Source organism: Actinotalea sp. JY-7885 (assembly GCF_014525465.1).
GTDB lineage: Bacteria > Actinomycetota > Actinomycetes > Actinomycetales > Cellulomonadaceae > Actinotalea.
This window is the reverse complement of the sequence record NZ_JACEXH010000081.1, coordinates 1-15,178: the sequence shown is the minus strand read 5'-3', so window position 1 is coordinate 15,178 and position 15,178 is coordinate 1. Positions and strand designations below refer to the sequence as shown.

The 15,178-nt window shown below is 73.7% G+C and carries 13 protein-coding genes; 8 read left to right on the top strand and 5 right to left on the bottom strand.

Features of this window, described 5'->3' with window-relative positions:
* Nucleotides 1–293 precede the first annotated feature (293 nt).
* Nucleotides 294–3,677, top strand: a complete 3,384-nt coding sequence (locus IDM29_RS09230) for an EAL domain-containing protein (RefSeq protein ID WP_188037444.1) — start codon at nucleotides 294–296, stop codon at nucleotides 3,675–3,677.
* A 28-nt stretch (nucleotides 3,678–3,705) separates the two neighbouring features.
* On the opposite strand, the gene IDM29_RS09225 is transcribed toward IDM29_RS09230, so the two are convergent.
* Nucleotides 3,706–5,037, bottom strand: coding sequence for a nucleotide disphospho-sugar-binding domain-containing protein (locus tag IDM29_RS09225; protein WP_188037443.1), 1,332 nt, complete (start codon nucleotides 5,035–5,037; stop codon nucleotides 3,706–3,708).
* Nucleotides 5,038–5,095: 58 nt separating this feature from the next.
* Between IDM29_RS09225 and IDM29_RS17520 the strand changes: the two genes are divergently transcribed.
* Nucleotides 5,096–5,752, top strand: coding sequence for a TetR/AcrR family transcriptional regulator (locus IDM29_RS17520; RefSeq protein ID WP_304518598.1), 657 nt, complete (start codon nucleotides 5,096–5,098; stop codon nucleotides 5,750–5,752).
* A 6-nt stretch (nucleotides 5,753–5,758) separates the two neighbouring features.
* Here the strand turns inward: IDM29_RS17520 and IDM29_RS09215 are convergent, their stop codons facing one another.
* A complete protein-coding gene (locus IDM29_RS09215; protein WP_188037442.1) occupies nucleotides 5,759–6,589 on the bottom strand; it encodes a sulfurtransferase in 831 nt (276 codons plus the stop codon).
* An 81-nt stretch (nucleotides 6,590–6,670) separates the two neighbouring features.
* Here IDM29_RS09215 and IDM29_RS09210 point away from each other — a divergent pair, with 81 nt between their 5' ends.
* Nucleotides 6,671–6,988 (top strand): hypothetical protein, encoded by a 318-nt coding sequence (locus IDM29_RS09210; RefSeq protein WP_182112296.1) that lies wholly within the window; start codon nucleotides 6,671–6,673, stop codon nucleotides 6,986–6,988.
* 113 nt (nucleotides 6,989–7,101) lie between these two features.
* A complete protein-coding gene (locus IDM29_RS09205; protein ID WP_182112297.1) occupies nucleotides 7,102–7,998 on the top strand; it encodes a formate/nitrite transporter family protein in 897 nt (298 codons plus the stop codon).
* Between the two features lie 12 nt (nucleotides 7,999–8,010).
* Here the strand turns inward: IDM29_RS09205 and IDM29_RS09200 are convergent, their stop codons facing one another.
* Nucleotides 8,011–8,229 (bottom strand): YbdD/YjiX family protein, encoded by a 219-nt coding sequence (locus IDM29_RS09200; protein WP_182112298.1) that lies wholly within the window; start codon nucleotides 8,227–8,229, stop codon nucleotides 8,011–8,013.
* Nucleotides 8,229–10,538, bottom strand: a complete 2,310-nt coding sequence (locus IDM29_RS09195) for a carbon starvation CstA family protein (RefSeq protein WP_182112299.1) — start codon at nucleotides 10,536–10,538, stop codon at nucleotides 8,229–8,231. The genes IDM29_RS09200 and IDM29_RS09195 overlap by 1 nt, the downstream gene beginning before the upstream one ends.
* Nucleotides 10,539–10,691: 153 nt before the next feature.
* On the opposite strand from IDM29_RS09195, the gene IDM29_RS09190 reads away from it, so the two are divergent.
* Genes IDM29_RS09190 through IDM29_RS09175 form a run of 4 tightly spaced genes read left to right on the top strand, consistent with a single transcriptional unit; the run spans nucleotide 10,692 to nucleotide 13,971 of the window.
* The gene (locus tag IDM29_RS09190) at nucleotides 10,692–11,726 is read left to right on the top strand and encodes an ATP-binding cassette domain-containing protein (protein ID WP_182112300.1); all 1,035 of its coding nucleotides are present in this window, start codon (nucleotides 10,692–10,694) and stop codon (nucleotides 11,724–11,726) included.
* Nucleotides 11,723–12,574 (top strand): ABC-2 family transporter protein, encoded by an 852-nt coding sequence (locus tag IDM29_RS09185; RefSeq protein ID WP_220457974.1) that lies wholly within the window; start codon nucleotides 11,723–11,725, stop codon nucleotides 12,572–12,574. Before IDM29_RS09190 ends, IDM29_RS09185 begins: the two co-directional genes overlap by 4 nt.
* Nucleotides 12,575–12,579: 5 nt before the next feature.
* Nucleotides 12,580–13,407, top strand: coding sequence for an ABC transporter permease (locus tag IDM29_RS09180; protein ID WP_182112301.1), 828 nt, complete (start codon nucleotides 12,580–12,582; stop codon nucleotides 13,405–13,407).
* A 27-nt stretch (nucleotides 13,408–13,434) separates the two neighbouring features.
* The gene (locus IDM29_RS09175) at nucleotides 13,435–13,971 is read left to right on the top strand and encodes a DUF1697 domain-containing protein (protein WP_182112302.1); all 537 of its coding nucleotides are present in this window, start codon (nucleotides 13,435–13,437) and stop codon (nucleotides 13,969–13,971) included.
* A gap of 85 nt (nucleotides 13,972–14,056) precedes the next feature.
* On the opposite strand, the gene IDM29_RS09170 is transcribed toward IDM29_RS09175, so the two are convergent.
* Nucleotides 14,057–14,899 carry a phytanoyl-CoA dioxygenase family protein gene (locus IDM29_RS09170; RefSeq protein ID WP_220457975.1) on the bottom strand — a complete coding sequence of 281 codons (843 nt, stop codon included), beginning with the start codon at nucleotides 14,897–14,899 and terminating at the stop codon, nucleotides 14,057–14,059.
* Between the last annotated feature and the right edge of the window lie 279 nt (nucleotides 14,900–15,178).

Genomic DNA, 15,178 nt, shown 5'->3' with positions numbered 1-15,178 from the left:
GACCCGGACCCCGCGCGCGCCGCGCGCCCCCCGCACGCCGTCGGCCACGACCCGCGCGCCCGCGGCCCGCGAGGTCGCGCCGGTCATCTGCCCCACGTGCTCGATGGCCCTGCCCGCCACGGGCGTCTGCGACACCTGCAGCTGAGGCGTCCCCGCGGAAGCGCCCTGGCGCAGACCCGGGCCCGCCCGAGACCGGACGATCCCTCACAACCGGCGCAGCACCGCCGATGACGAGTGTGCACGCTCACGACCTGGGCGCGCTCACGCGGACGAACCAAGGACGGTAACCGGTGATGGCGGACCCCACGCCGACGGCAGGCAACATCCTGGTGCTGACGCTGCACAGCGGCGGGCACTACTACGGCGAGATGCTCACGGGCGTGCTGCGCACCGCCGCCGCGGCGGGCCGGCACGTCGTCGTCGCGGAGACCCGTGACCCCGGCGGACGTCACGGTGACCGCTCGTTCGGACCGCGCTTCTCCCTGCCGCTCGCCTGGAACCGCGTCGCGGGCGTCATCTCGATCGCCAACTCCGCGACGCCGCAGTACCTCGAGGCGCTGCGTGAGCAGGGCTTCCCGATCGTCCTCGCGAGCGAGGTGCACGACGGCTTCGACGGTCCCGTCGCCATGCCGGACAACGCGATCGCGATCGACGCCGCCGTGCAGCACCTCGCCGACCACGGGCACCGGCGCATCGGCTTCGTCGGGTCGCTCGACATGCGCGACTTCCGCGAGCGCCTCTCGACGTTCCGCGACGCCGTCGCGGCCCGCGGGCTCGACTGCGACGACGACCTGTACATCCCGGCGGACGACTTCTCCCAGCAGGCCGGTGCCGCGGCCGCCGCTCGCGTGCTGGCGCACCCCCGCCCGCCGACGGCCGTCATCACGGCGACCGACAACAACGCCATCGGCCTCATTCGCGCGGTGACGAGCGCGGGCGTACGCGTCCCGGAGGACCTCGCCGTCCTCGGCTTCGACAACCTCGAGGAGGGCGCCCACACGACGCCCAGCCTGTCGAGCGTCGGGCAGCGCTTCCGCGAGGTCGGTGGGCTCGCCGCCCGGCTCCTGATCGGCACGATCGAGGGGCGCGAGGTCCCCGCGGGCAGCTACGTCCCGGAGACCATCGTCATGGCCCGGCGCGGCTCGTGCGGGTGCCGCGAGGACCTTCTCGGCACCCCCCACTCCGCCCGCCGCGTCCCGGCGGTCCCCTCGGTCCGCAGCCCCGTGGCCGCGCTCCTGGCCGGCGGGCGGCCCACCGCCTCGCAGGCCGCGCTCGTCGAGACGGTCGAGCAGCTCGAGCGGCTCTCCCTCGCCCCGACGCTGCCCGCCGGCGACGAGGTGACGCTCGCGGTGCGCCGGCTGGCCGGCCTCACGCGCGACGCGGAGGACCTGCAGGATCTCGCGGCAGACCTGTCCGACCACCTCGCCGACGTCGTCGAGGGCGCCGCGGACTCCGGTTCGGGCCCGCGCGCCGTCGGCGCCGCCGAGGTCGCCGCGGCGCTGTGGGAGCTGCGGGCGCACGGCCACCGCCACGGCGAGCGCCGCCTCGACCGCTCGGCCCTCGAGCAGGAGCAGGTCGCGAGCGCAGTGCTGCGCAGCGACGGCGCCACCCTGCGCTCGCTCGCGTGGCTGCGCGAGACCGACATCCGGTCCGCCGTCCTGGCGCTCTGGGACGGCCCCGCCGAGGACGGGCGGCTGCGCGTGAGCGGGGTCCACGACCCGCACGGCGCGCACCCGTACGCCGTGGGTGACCTCGTCGACGTGCGGGACTTCCCCGGTGAGGCGCTCGCCGCCGCCGGCGACGCCGAGAACGGCGACATGTGCTTCGTGATCCCCGTCGCCTCCCGCGACCGCTCGTGGGGGCTGCTGGCCCTGCTGGGCCGCGTCGACACGACGTCGTCCCGCGAGCCGTACCACCACATGGCCGAGCTGCTGTTCCGCGCGCTCGAGGGCGAGCAGCTGGAGGACGCGGTCCGCGCGAGCGAGGAGCGGTACGCCTGGGCGGTCCGCGCCGCCCAGGACGGCCTGTGGGAGTACGACCTCCGCACCGGCCACCTCTACCTCTCGCACCGGTGCCGGATCCTGCTCGGCCTGCCGGAGGACGGCGACGTGACGCACACCGAGTGGATGGCTCGCATCGCGCCCGAGTACCGCGAGGGTGCCGAACGGGCCATGCGCATCGCGTCCGGCCAGCCGGGCACGTCCGGTGAGGTCGAGTACCGCCTCGACGGCGACGCGGGTGCCCGCTGGGTGCTGAGCCGAGGGCTCGCCGTGCCCGACGACGACGGCGGCGTCGCCCGCATGGTCGGCTCGGTGTCGGACACCACGGCGCGTCGCGAGCTCGAGGAGCGCCTGCGTCACGCCGCGATGTACGACGAGGTGACGGGCCTGGCGAACCGGCGCCTGTTCCTCGACCGGCTGGCCGCGGCGATCGCGGTCACCCAGCGCGACCCGAGCGCCTCCTACGCCGTGATCTTCCTGGACCTGGACGGCTTCAAGCTGGTCAACGACTCGCTCGGCCACCTCGCCGGTGACGACCTGCTCCGCGCCGTCGCGCGCCGGATGCGCTCGCAGATCCGCGGCGTGGACATCGTCGCCCGCTTCGGCGGCGACGAGTTCGCCGTGCTGCTCGCCAACCCCGTCTCCGAGGACCTCCTCAAGGTCGCCGATCGGCTGCAGGTCGCCATCGCGCGGCCCGTGCACCTGGGCGACCAGGACGTCGCGGTCACCGCGAGCGTCGGCATCGCGAGCTCCGCCACGGGCTACGCCTCGGCGGAGGACGTGCTGCGCGACGCCGACACCGCGATGTACCGGTCCAAGGAGACCCAGCGGGGCACGGCGACCGTCTTCGACCCCGGCATGCACGCGCAGGCGACCGACCGGCTGCGGTCCCAGTCCGAGATCCGCACCGCCCTGGCCGAGGAGCAGTTCGTCGTCCAGTACCAGCCGATCGTGCCGCTCGACGGCACGGAGGTGACCGCCTTCGAGGCCCTCGTGCGCTGGCAGCACCCCGAGCGCGGGCTGCTCCTGCCCAGCGCCTTCCTCCCGGCGATGGTCGACTCGGACGCGATCGTCACGCTCGGCCGCTGGATCACCGACGAGGTGTGCCGGCAGCTGGCCGTGTGGCGCCGCGAGCACAGCGGCGTGAGCGTGTCGGTCAACGTCTCGCACCTCGAGTTCTGGCACGACCTCCTGGTGCCGTCCGTGGTCGAGGCCACCACGCGCCACGGCGTGCCGGCCTCCGCGCTGGTGCTGGAGATCACGGAGTCGGTGATCATGGCCGACGTCGACCGCGCGTGCGCGATCATGACGGACCTGCGCGCGCGCGGCTTCCGCCTCCACGTGGACGACTTCGGCACGGGCCACTCGTCGCTCCAGACCCTCCAGGACTTCCCCGTCGACACCCTCAAGATCGACGGGGCCTTCGTGCGCGACCTGGCGGAGGTCGGTCGGCCCGCGGTGATCCTCGGTGCGATCGTCACCATGGCCGCGGGCCTCGGCCTCGACGTCATCGCGGAGTGCGTCGAGCGCAGCGAGCAGGCGGACCTGCTGCGCACCATGGGCTGCGGCAACGCGCAGGGCTGGCTCTACGCGCGGGCGCTGCCGGCCGACGAGGCCGGGCGCGTGCTCGGGCGGCCGCTGCACGGCGACGGCGCCCGGGAGCTGTCGCTCGCCTGACGGGCCGCGACCCCGGCGGCCCCGACCGTCACCCCACGCGCCGCGCGCCGCGCACCGGAACCGATGCGCCGTCGTCGGCGATCGCCTCCCGCACGAGCGCGGCGAGCCCCTCACCTCCCGGCGCCGCGCGGATCGCCTCACCGATCCGCCCGGCGGCCTGGCGGTAGCGGCCGTCCCCGATCACCTGGCGCACCGCGGAGCGCACGGCCTCGGGGCGGGGCGTGCCAGTGCGCAGGTTCACGCCGACCCCCGCCCACGCCACGCGGGCGGCGGTCTCGGGCTTGTCCTCCGTGTCGCCGGCCACCACGACCGGCACGCCGTGCTCGAGCGCCAGGTGGATGCCGCCGTAGCCCCCGTTGGTGACGAACACGTCGACCCGCGGCATGAGCAGGTCGTAGGGCACGAAGGTCGCGGCGAACGCGTTGGCGGGCAACGGCCCCAGGACGTCGACCGGCGGCCCCCCGGTCGTCACCACGACGTTCACGGGGGCGTCGGCGAGCGCGTCGAGGGTGGGGTGGACGAGCTGCCCCAGGTCGCTGTTCGCGAGCGTGCCCTGGGTGACGAGCACGACGGGCCGCGAGTCGTCGAGCTCGTCCCACCACGGCGGCGTCGTGCCCCGGGGCGGGGCGAGCCGGCTCGCGGGCCCGACGAAGCGCAGCGACGCGGGCAGGTCGCGCCGGGGGTACTCGAACTCGGCGACCGTGAGCTGCGCGATGCGCTCCGCCGCGAGGAGCCAGTCCATGAAGTAGCCGTCGAGCCCGCGGCCCGACAGCGCCCGGATGGTCTCGTCGGCCTGCCGCTGGCACCGGCGCAGCGCGACGTGGCGGACCAGGGCGTTGAGCGCCACGTTGCGCGCCGTACCGAGCGGCCCGCCCCGCGGCGGCAGCCCGAGTCCGAACGGGGCGGCGTCGCGGCTCATCACGCCGAGCGGGACGATGCCGCACGCGACGACCGCCGGACGACGGTCCCGCGGCACGTGGGCGAGCGCGGCGGCACCGACGAACGCCGCCTCGGCGACCACGGCGTCCGTCGGCTCGGCCGCCAGCGCCGCCGTGAGCGCGCGGAACTGGCCGGGCGCCGGGTCGAGGAACACGCGCGCGATCGTCGCGCGGAGGGAGCCCGTGCCGGTGGGGCGTCGCCGACCGGGCGCCGCCGACGTGACGTCGGACAGGTCGTCGTCGGGGTCGGCGTCGGGCGGGAGCGGCAGGTGCTCGGCGCCGGTGGCGCGCACGGCGTCGGCGAAGCGTCGGCCGGTGAGCACGCGGACCCGGAAGCCGCGCTCGCCGAGGGCCTGCGCCACCCCGAGCATCGGTGCGACGTGGCCCGCGAGCGGCACGGCGCAGAGCAGAACTGAAGTCATTCGCCCTCCTGCGGGGGGTACGGTGTGGTCGTTACAGCCCCGAGGGGTTCAGTACGGCATGACCGGAGTCACTATGTCCCAGGCCACCGCACCGCGTCGATACATCTCCCAGCTGCGCCAGGAACAGGCCCGGGCCACGCGCGAACGCGTGGTCCGCGCCGCCGCGGAGCTCTTCGGGTCGCGCGGCTACCGCGCGACCAAGCTGAGCGACATCGCCGCCCTCGCCGGCGTCTCCGTCGAGACGGTGCAGGGGCACGGTCCGAAGCTGGACCTGCTCCAGGCGGCGGTCGAGCTCGTGTCCTTCGGCGTGGAGGGCGAGATGGCCCTCCTGGAGTCCCCCCTCGGCGAGGCCTACCTCGAGGCGGCCACGCTGGAGGAGCTCGTCGCCGTGGGCGCGCACGTCCAGGCGGACATCAACCAGCGCGTGGTGGGCGTGTGGCGCGCCCTGTCGAGCGCGAGCGACGGCGAGCCGGCCGTGCGCGAGCGGGCCCGGCGCATGATGGCGAGCATCCGCGCCTCCCTGGGGCAGATGGTGCACCTCGTGCGCGCGCGGGGGTGGCTGACCACCTCCACGCCACCGCAGGAGATCGTGGCGAGCCTCTGGGCGCTCGGCATGCCCGAGGCCTACGACCGCCTGACCGGCGAGCTCGGCTGGAGCCACGAGCAGTACGTCGCCTGGTACCAGCGTCGCGCGCTGGAGATCGTGCGCGGCTGAGCCGGCTCAGCCCGGCTCGGCGCCGGTGGCGACCGGACGCGAGGGGTCCGTGACCCAGTGCGACCAGGAGCCCGGGTACAGCGCCAGGCGCAGGCCGGCGACGTCGGCCGCGAGGACCACCTGCGCGGCGGTGACGCCCGAGCCGCAGTACGCGGCCGCCGGCCCGTGCGTGGCCGGCTCCAGCGCCACCGCCAGCGCCTCGGCCGGCAGCAGCCGCCCGTCGGCGTCGTAGAGCGCGGTCGTCGGGACGGACACGGCGCCGGGGATGTGGCCCGCGACCGGGTCGACGGGCTCGACCTCGCCCCGGTACCGCTCGGCGGCCCGGGCGTCCACCAGCGTGCCCGCGCGTCCGCTCAGCACGTCGTCGGCCGTCACGGTCGGCAGCCCACCCGGGCGCACGACGGCGTCGGGTGTGGCCACCGGCACGACGTCGCCCGCCTCGAGCGCGCCCCCGGCCGCGACCCAGGCCGGCAGACCACCGTCGAGCACGGCGACGCGCTCGTGACCCGCCCAGCGCAGCACCCACCAGGCGCGCGCGGCGGCCGCGCCCGGGCCGCCGTCGTAGGCGACGACGTCGCGGTCCGGTGCGACCCCGAGCCGGCGGAGCGTCCGCTCGAGGTCCGCCGGGGTCGGCAGCGGGTGCCGGCCGCCCTCCCCCGGCGGCGCCGCGAGGTCGGCGTCGAGGTCGCAGAAGACGGCGCCGGGGACGTGCCCCGCGCGGTAGGACGCCGGGTCCGCGCCGGCGAGGGTCCACCGGACGTCGAGGAGGAGCGGTGGCCGGGGCGCCGCGAGCGCGGCCGCGAGGTCGGCGGTGTCGATGACGGCGCGCTGCGGCATGTCTGCACCCTGCCACCCCGGGACACCCCTACGCTCGCGCCACCGTGCGGCCGTCCGGGCCGCCGAGCGAGGGAGTGACGCGTGGCGACCCACCCGATGCCCGCCGACGAGGCCCCCTCCGGGCCCGTCGGTGCAGCCAAGCCGACGTCGTCGTGGGGCCCGTTGGCGTTGCGGTGGTTCTCGGTCGGCGGCGCCGTGACCGTCTCCGGGCTGGCGAGCCTGGCCTACGCACTGAAGTGGAACGGCGTCGCGCGGGGCCTGAGCGCGCAGGCGGGCTCGCCGGCCTGGGCGGAGGCCGTCACCACGACCGAGCAGTACGGGCTCTGGGGCGTCGGGATGCTCGTCGTCGGCCAGCACATGCTCACCCGGCGGACGATCGAGCGCGGCCCCGACGACTGAGGGGTTCGGGGCGGTGTGAGGCACCGGCGTGACGCGCCGGTGTGACGCATCAGGCTCGACGTCCGGCCCCGATGGGGCTTTTGGGCGGTCCCAGACGTGGCAGCGTGGTACCCATGGCCGATCCTGCGTCGCTCTTCCCGGGAAAGCTCTTCATCAGCACGGCGCTCGAGGCGCTGGACACGAAGATCGCGATGTCGGGCGAGCTGGCACGGCGCTACCTCCAGCGCGCCGCCATGGCGGGCATCTTCGCCGGGCTGTTCTACATGACCAACTACGCCATCGTGGCCGCGTTCGACGCGATCGACGTCGGCGGCTCGACGCTGCGGCCGCTCGGCCTCATCGTCGGCGCCCTGACGTTCGGCTGGGCGCTGGTGTTCATCTACTACACCAAGTCCGAGCTGCTGACCTCGAACATGATGATCGTCGCGATCGGCGGCTACCACCGGCGCACGACGTGGGGCAAGGCGCTGCGGGTCCTGGGCCTGTGCTTCCTCGGCAACGCGATCGGCGGGCTGGTCATCGCGCTGCTCCTGCGGTTCTCGTCGCTCGCCGACGGGCCGGTGCTCGCGGAGATGGTGCACGCCGTCACGGTGAAGCTCGACTATGTCGCCGCAGGCCCGGGCGGCTGGGTCGACCTGCTCATGCGCGCGATCCTGTGCAACTTCTGCATCAACATGGCGATGCTGCTGGTCTACAACGGCCTGATCCGCGACGACCTCACCAAGAGCCTCGCCATGATCATGTCCGTGTTCATCTTCGCGTTCCTCGGCCTGGAGCACTCCGTCGCGAACACGGTGCTGTTCACCATCGTGGGCCTGCGCGACGGCATCGACATCGGGCTCGCGGCCGGCAACGTCGGGATCGCACTGATAGGCAACTTCATCGGCGGTGGCCTGCTCATCGGCCTCTTCTACGCGTACGTCAACGACGACGCCGACTGGCAGCGGGGTCGTCAGGCGCGCACGGGCGCCGAGACCGAGGCCGGCGAGGGCACGACGCCGGAGGCGTGAGTCCCGGCGCGCTCAGCAGCACCGCCCCTGCGGCGCCCGGTCCTGGCGGTCCGTGCGGTCCCGCCAGAACTCCCGCTCGCCCATGACGCCCGCGTCACCCGGCCGCCGCCCGTGCGCCGCCTCGTGCTCGAGGTAGCGCTCATAGGCGTCCTCGCCGAGCAGTGCGCGCACGTAGCGGCGCAGGCCGCGCACGCCGCGCACGACGGCGTCGGGGCCCGCGACGGCGGCCATCAGTGCGTCCTCGCGTGCACGGCCTCGGGGTGGGCGGCGTCATGCTCGCGCCACCGCGCCTCGAGCTCCTTCTCGGCCGGCGTCACCACGAACCCGGCGGGCGCGTAGAGGCGCGACGGCCGGGCGGGCTCCTCGGCGCTCGGCGCGCCGCCCGACCGGAACGAGCGCCACACGGCGGCGACGGCCGTGACAATGACGACGAGCGTCAGCGTCACGAACACGACCGACAGCACACCTTGGATCATCGTGTTCCGCACGACGGCGCGCATCGCCTCGACGCTCGTCGCCGTCCCGAAGCTCGTCTCCCCCGCCGCCAGGGCCTCACGGAACGCGCTGTGCTGCGCGAAGTACCCGATCGCCGGGACGGGCGAGAAGATCTTCTGCAGGGACGCCGTCACCGTCACCGCCGTCGCGAACGTCAGCGGCAGGACCACCACCCACAGGTACCGGAACGTCCCCTGCTTCGCGACGATCGCCATGCACACCGCGAGCGCGATGGCGGCGAGCAGCTGGTTCGCGATGCCGAACAGCGGGAACAGGGTGTTGATGCCGCCGAGCGGGTCGGTCACCCCCATCAGGAGCACGGCACCCCAGGCGCCGACCATGACGGCCGTCGCGAGCCAGGCGCCGGGCCGCCACGACGTGTCACGGAAGCGGGGCACGACGTTGCCGACGCTGTCCTGGAGCATGAAGCGCGCGACGCGCGTTCCGGCGTCGACGGCGGTGAGGATGAACAGCGCCTCGAACATGATCGCGAAGTGGTACCAGAACGCCATCATCCCGGAGCCGCCGACGAGCTGCTGCATGATGTGGGCCAGCCCGACGGACAGCGTCGGCGCGCCGCCCGTGCGCGAGACGATCGTCTCCTCGCCCACGTCCTGCGCCGTCTGCGTGAGCATCTCGGGCGTGAGCTCCACGCCCGTCAGGCCCAGCCCGTTGACGAACGCCACGGCGCCCTCGACCGTGCCGCCGGTGGCGGCGGCCGAGGCGTTCATCGCGAAGTAGATGCCGCGGTCGATCGAGAGGGCGGCGACCAGGGCCATGATCGCGACGAACGACTCCATGAGCATGCCGCCGTAGCCGATGAGGCGGGTCTGCCGCTCCTTCTCGACGAGCTTCGGTGTGGTGCCGGACGAGATGAGCGCGTGGAACCCGGACAGCGCGCCGCACGCGATGGTGACGAAGAGGAACGGGAACAGGGACCCGGCGACCACGGGTCCCTGGCCGTTGCGCGCGAACTCGCTCACGGCCGGCACCTCGAGCACGGGCCGCACGACGACGATGGCGACCGCCAGCATGACGATCGTGCCGATCTTCATGAAGGTCGAGAGGTAGTCGCGCGGCGCGAGCAGGAGCCAGACCGGGAGCACCGCCGCGATGAAGCCGTAGACGACGATGGCCCACGCGATGGTCACCTTGTCGAGCGTGAACACGTCGGCGCCCCACGCGGTGTCGGCGATCATCCCGCCGCCGACGATCGCCGCGAGCAGCAGCACGAAGCCGATGAGCGAGACCTCGGTGACCTTGCCGGGCCGCAGGAACCGCAGGTAGCAGCCCATGAAGAGGGCGATCGGGATGGTCATGGAGACGGAGAACACGCCCCACGGGCTCTCGGCCAGCGCGTTGACGACGACGAGCGCGAGGATCGCCACAATGATGATCATGATGACGAGCGTCGCCAGCAGGGCGGCGGTACCGCCGATCACGCCGAGCTCGTCGCGCGCCATCTGGCCCAGTGAGCGGCCGCCGCGCCGCATCGAGAAGAACAGCACGAGGTAGTCCTGCACCGCCCCGGCCAGCACGACGCCGACGATGATCCAGATGGTCCCCGGCAGGTAGCCCATCTGTGCGGCGAGCACGGGGCCGACGAGCGGTCCGGCACCGGCGATGGCCGCGAAGTGGTGGCCGAACAGCACGCGCCGGTCCGTCGGGACGAAGTCCTTGCCGTCGCCCTTGTACTCCGCGGGCGTCGCGCGCCGGTCGTCCGGGCGCAGCAGGTGCTTCTCGATGTAGCGGGAGTAGAAGCGGTAGGCGATGAGGTAGGTGCACACGGCGGCGAAGACGAACCAGATCGCGTTGACCGTCTCGCCGCGGACCACCGCGATGACGACCCAGGCGACGCCGCCCAGCAGGGCGATCGCGGCCCAGACCGCGATGCGCGCCGGAGTCCAGCGGCGGCCCTCCGCCTCGATCACGTCCGGGTCGAGGGCGACGGGCGGCAGGCCGGGATCCTGCTCCAGGAGGGCACCCCCGCCGCCTTCCGTGCCACCGCCCGTGGCACCCCGCGCCGAGTCCGCACGTCCGGCCATGACATCTCCCCCTTGAGACGGTCCAGGCAACGCTCAGCACCCTAGCGACGATGCCGCGGGCCACAACCGCTCGACGACGGCGGCCCGTCCGGCAGGCGGGATGGACCGGTAAAGACGGTGACCCACGTCACACCCCGCTGCCACACTCGCGCCGTGCCGCTCATCGAAGCCACCGGGCTCACCAAGGTGTTCAGACGTGCCGACAAGGGCCCCGGGCTCGCCGGCTCCCTGAAGCACCTCGTGCAGCGGCGGTTCACCGAGCACGTCGCCGTCGACGGCGTGGACCTCGCCATCGACGCGGGCGAGGCGGTCGCCTACGTCGGCCCCAACGGGGCCGGCAAGTCGACGACGATCAAGATGCTGACCGGCATCCTCGTGCCGACCGCCGGCCAGGTGCGGGTCGGTGGCCTCGTGCCGCACGAGCGCCGGATCGAGAACGCCCGGCAGATCGGCGTCGTCTTCGGCCAGCGCACGCAGCTGTGGTGGGACCTGCCGGTGCGCGAGTCCCTCGGCCTGCTGCGGGACATGTACGGGATCGGGGATCGCGCCTACCGGGAGCGGCTCGAGCGCTTCGACGACATCCTCGGCATCGGCGAGTTCCTCCCCCAGATGGCCCGCAAGCTGTCGCTCGGCCAGCGCATGCGCGCGGACCTCGCCGCCGCCCTGCTGCACGAGCCGCCGATCGTCTACCTCGACGAGCCCACGATCGGCCTCGACATCTCCGTCAAGGACCGCGTGCGCGCGTTCGTCAAGGAGCTGGTCGACGGGGGCACCACCGTCGTGCTCACGACGCACGACCTCGGCGACATCCAGGACATCTGCCGCCGCATCGTGATCATCGACGACGGCCGGACCGTCTACGACGGGTCGCTCGCCGCCGTGACCGACCGCTACGCGCGCGACCGTGCCATGACCTTCCAGCTGCGCGAGCCCGTCGCCGCCCTCGCACCGCTCGCCGCCGCGCTGCCGACCGCGGCGGTCGCCGCGGGGACCCACGAGCGCGAGGTGACCGTGCGCTTCGACCGCTTCGTGCTCGACGCCGGCCGCGTCCTGACGGGTGTGCTCGGCGTCGCCGAGGTCGTGGACGTCGCCATCGAGGAGCCGCGGATCGAGGACGTCATCCGCAAGCTCTACCTCGGCGAGCTCGAGCTGGACGCACCCGCGGCGCGCGAGGCGGAGGCGACGTGAGTGCCGCAGCGGCCGACGTCGTCGCGCCGGGACGCGCGCCCGACGGCGCCCGGGTGCCGCTGGGGGCGTACCGCGCGCTGGCGGGCACCGCGTTCAAGAGCCTGCTCGCGTACCGGCTCCAGTTCTTCCTCGGGCTGCTCGGGAACCTGTTCCTGCTGCTGTCGCTGTTCTACCTGTGGCGCACGATCCTGCGCGAGGGCCAGCAGCCCCTCGGCTTCACGTGGCCCGACATGAAGGCCTACCTGCTCATCGGGTTCGTCTCCGGCACGGTCGTCTCGACGTACACCGACTGGCGGATGGCGCAGCGCATCCAGGACGGGTCCGTCGCGGTCGACCTCACCAAGCCCGTGGACTACCAGCGCGCGCGGCTCGCGGAGGCCCTCGGCTTCGCGGCGTTCGAGCTGGTGGCGTGCGCGCTCGTCGCCGTCGGCGCGCTCGCCGTGTTCGGCGGCGTGGCCGTGCCTCCCCCAGGCACGCTCGCCCTGTTCGTCGTGAGCATCCTCGCCGTCGTGCCGCTGAAGTTCACGATCGTCTACATGAGCGGCCTGCTGTGCTTCTGGACGCAGAGCTACATGGGCGTGAGCTGGGCGCGGCTCGCGCTGCAGCAGCTGTTCTCGGGCGCGATGGTGCCGCTCGCCTTCTTCCCCGACTGGCTCCGGGTGATCGCCGAGGTGCTGCCCTTCCAGGCCATGGCCTACACGCCGGCCATGCTCTACCTCGGCCGGCTGGAGGGTGCCGAGCTGTGGTGGCGGCTCGGCGGACAGCTCGGCTGGACGCTGCTGCTCTGGTGGGCGGCGCGCGCCGCGTGGCGAGCGGCGTCGCGCCGGCTCACGGTGCACGGGGGGTGAGCGGGATGACGGCACCGACCGACGTCGTGCAGCGCGGCCCCGTGCGTCGGGCGCTGTGGCTCTACCGACGCAGCCTCGGGGCGAAGATCCGCTCCGTCATGGAGTACGAGGCGGACTTCTGGATCCTCATGGTCGCCGCGGTGATGACGCAGGCCGTGGGTCTCGTGTTCCTGTGGACGGTGTTCCGGCGGATCCCGGAGATCAACGGGTGGGGCTTCTGGGAGATCGTCCTCGTGTACGCGATGGTCTACATCGCGGAGGGGGTGGGGTCGCTCTTCTTCGAGGGGACGTGGCGCCTGGCGTGGCTGGTGAACCAGGGCGAGCTGGACCGTGTGCTCGTGCGCCCGTACTCGCCCGTGCTGCAGGTCATGAGCATCGACGTCGGGCTCAACGGTCTGGGCAACATCACCATGGGCATCGGCCTGATCATCGCCGCGGTCCAGCAGGTCGACATCGACTGGACGGTGGGCCGGGTCCTGCTCGCCGTCGTCCTGCTGGTCAGCGGCGTCGCGGTGAAGATCGGGCTCAATCTCGCCTCCAACGCCTCCGCGTTCTGGATCAACGCACCGTTCTCCACGTTCGCCTTCTCGCTGCACTCGCTGGGCGAGCTCGCACGGTTCCCGATCACGATCTACGCGCTCGGGATCCAGGCCGTCATCACGTTCGTGCTGCCGTTCGCGTTCGTGTCCTTCTTCCCGGTCGCCGCCGTCCTCGGCCACGGCTCGTCGGCGTGGGTCGGTGTCCTCACCCCGCTCGTGGCGGCGTGGTGCGTCGGCATGGGCGTCTGGCTGTTCCGACGGGGGCTGCGCCGCTACGAGTCCGCGGGCGCCTGACCGCCGCGGCGCGAGGAGGATGGCGGGATGGCCACCTACGTCGCGTTCCTGCGGGCGATCAACCTGGGCGCGCGCCGGAAGTTCGCGAAGGAGGCGATCGCCGCCGCCGCCGAGGGCGCCGGTTTCACGGGCGTGGCGACCCACATCAACACGGGCAACGTGCGCCTGGAGAGCGACCTCGCCTCACGCACGGTGATCGAGACGGCCCTCGAGGACGCGTTCCGCGCAGCCGCCGGGTTCGAGGTGCCGACCATCGTGTTCACGCCGGCCGAGCTGCGGGACGTCCTCGCCGCCGCGGAGGCCTTCGGCCACGGCGGCAACCACTACGTCTCGTTCCTCAAGCACGAGCCGACGGCCGAGCAGGTCGCGACGATCGAGGCGCGCAGCACCGCGCAGGAGGTCGCTCGCGTGGACGGGCGCGCGGTGCACCTCATGCTCGGCGAGCAGTACCACACGGCCCGGCTGACGAACGCCGTCGTCGAGCGGGCGCTCGGCCCGGCGACCAACCGCAACCTGACGGTGCTGCGCGCGGTGGTCGCCAGGTGGGCGGCCGACGACGTCTGACGGCGCGGGCGGTCAGGCGTCGCGGTCCCGGATCCGCAGGTCGACTGGGCACGGACCCGGGGTCAACGGGCCGCTCAGGCGGGCGTCACTCCGCGGCGCCCATGACGAGGCCCTCGATCGTGTGCTTCTGCGTGATGGGCGTGAGCTGGTCGACGACCGGGCAGTGCAGGTGGTCGCGCACCTCCTGCGGGAGCGCCTCCCAGTAGCCGGTGGTCACCGCGAGGTCGTGGTGCTCGGCGTTGCCCGCCCCCGGCGCGTCGACGCCGAGCACCAGGACGGGCCGGGCGAGCTGCGAGTGGTTCGTCGTGCCGCGGTGGATGGTCAGGGCCGACCGAGCCGAGACGTCGCCGCGCTGCGGCAGCTTCCGCACGGCCAGCGCGCGGTACCGGTCGTAGTGCGACGTCGGCGGGAACATGCCGTGCTCGAGGTCCGGGCTGTCGTCCCACTGCGTCCCGGGTGCGATCTCGAACGGGCCCATGTCCGGCGTCGTGTCGACGCACGTGAGGTTGAAGGCGAGCGAGGTCAGCCGGCGGTCGCGCCGCGTCTCCTCGGGCATCGGGAAGTCCCGGTGCCACGGCTGGTCGACGGCGCCCGGGTAGGGGGTGTCGAAGCCGACCTCGACGATCTCGTAGTCGTCGCCGAGCACCGCGCGGCAGGTCGCGCTGACCCACGGGTGCGTCACGAGGTCGACGAACCCGCGCAGCTGCTCGGGGTGGATCTCGACGTACCACCGGTTCGGCCCGCGCCCGACGGCGCCGTCGGGCCGGCCCCGGGCCTCCTGGAACGCCGCCTCGACGTCCTGCGCCATGCGGTCCGCCCACTCGACCGGGAACGCGCCCCGCAGGGCGGTGATCCCGTCCGTGTAGAGGGCCTCGACGATCGGGGCGGGGTCGATCGTGCCGCTCATCGTGCTCGGATCGGTGGCCACGGAGCGCCTCCAGCGTCGTCGCAGGTCCGGCCAGTGTGCGCCCGGTCCGCGGCCGGGACAAGGTCGTCCACCTCACCGTCCCGCCGGTCCCGCCCCGTGCCGACGACCAGCTCGACGAACCCCCGCCGGCCCCGACCCGCTCGCCCCGACCCGCTCGCCCAGCCCTCCGCCCCGCCCGCCCCGCCCAGCTCGCCCCGACCCGTCTCCGCGCCCTCGCCCCGTCCGCCCGACCCGCCCGCCCGACCCGCCCGGCGCCAGTTTTGGCACCGATCCGGGCGC

What these genes read in the sequence shown, in the direction of transcription:
- IDM29_RS09230 (WP_188037444.1), top strand. Translation starts at nt 294, where the DNA reads ATGGCGGACCCCACGCCGACGGCAGGCAACATCCTGGTGCTGACGCTG.
- IDM29_RS09225 (WP_188037443.1), bottom strand. Translation starts at nt 5,037, where the DNA reads ATGACTTCAGTTCTGCTCTGCGCCGTGCCGCTCGCGGGCCACGTCGCA.
- IDM29_RS17520 (WP_304518598.1), top strand. Translation starts at nt 5,096, where the DNA reads ATGACCGGAGTCACTATGTCCCAGGCCACCGCACCGCGTCGATACATC.
- IDM29_RS09215 (WP_188037442.1), bottom strand. Translation starts at nt 6,589, where the DNA reads ATGCCGCAGCGCGCCGTCATCGACACCGCCGACCTCGCGGCCGCGCTC.
- IDM29_RS09205 (WP_182112297.1), top strand. Translation starts at nt 7,102, where the DNA reads ATGGCCGATCCTGCGTCGCTCTTCCCGGGAAAGCTCTTCATCAGCACG.
- IDM29_RS09200 (WP_182112298.1), bottom strand. Translation starts at nt 8,229, where the DNA reads ATGGCCGCCGTCGCGGGCCCCGACGCCGTCGTGCGCGGCGTGCGCGGC.
- IDM29_RS09195 (WP_182112299.1), bottom strand. Translation starts at nt 10,538, where the DNA reads ATGGCCGGACGTGCGGACTCGGCGCGGGGTGCCACGGGCGGTGGCACG.
- IDM29_RS09180 (WP_182112301.1), top strand. Translation starts at nt 12,580, where the DNA reads ATGACGGCACCGACCGACGTCGTGCAGCGCGGCCCCGTGCGTCGGGCG.
- IDM29_RS09175 (WP_182112302.1), top strand. Translation starts at nt 13,435, where the DNA reads ATGGCCACCTACGTCGCGTTCCTGCGGGCGATCAACCTGGGCGCGCGC.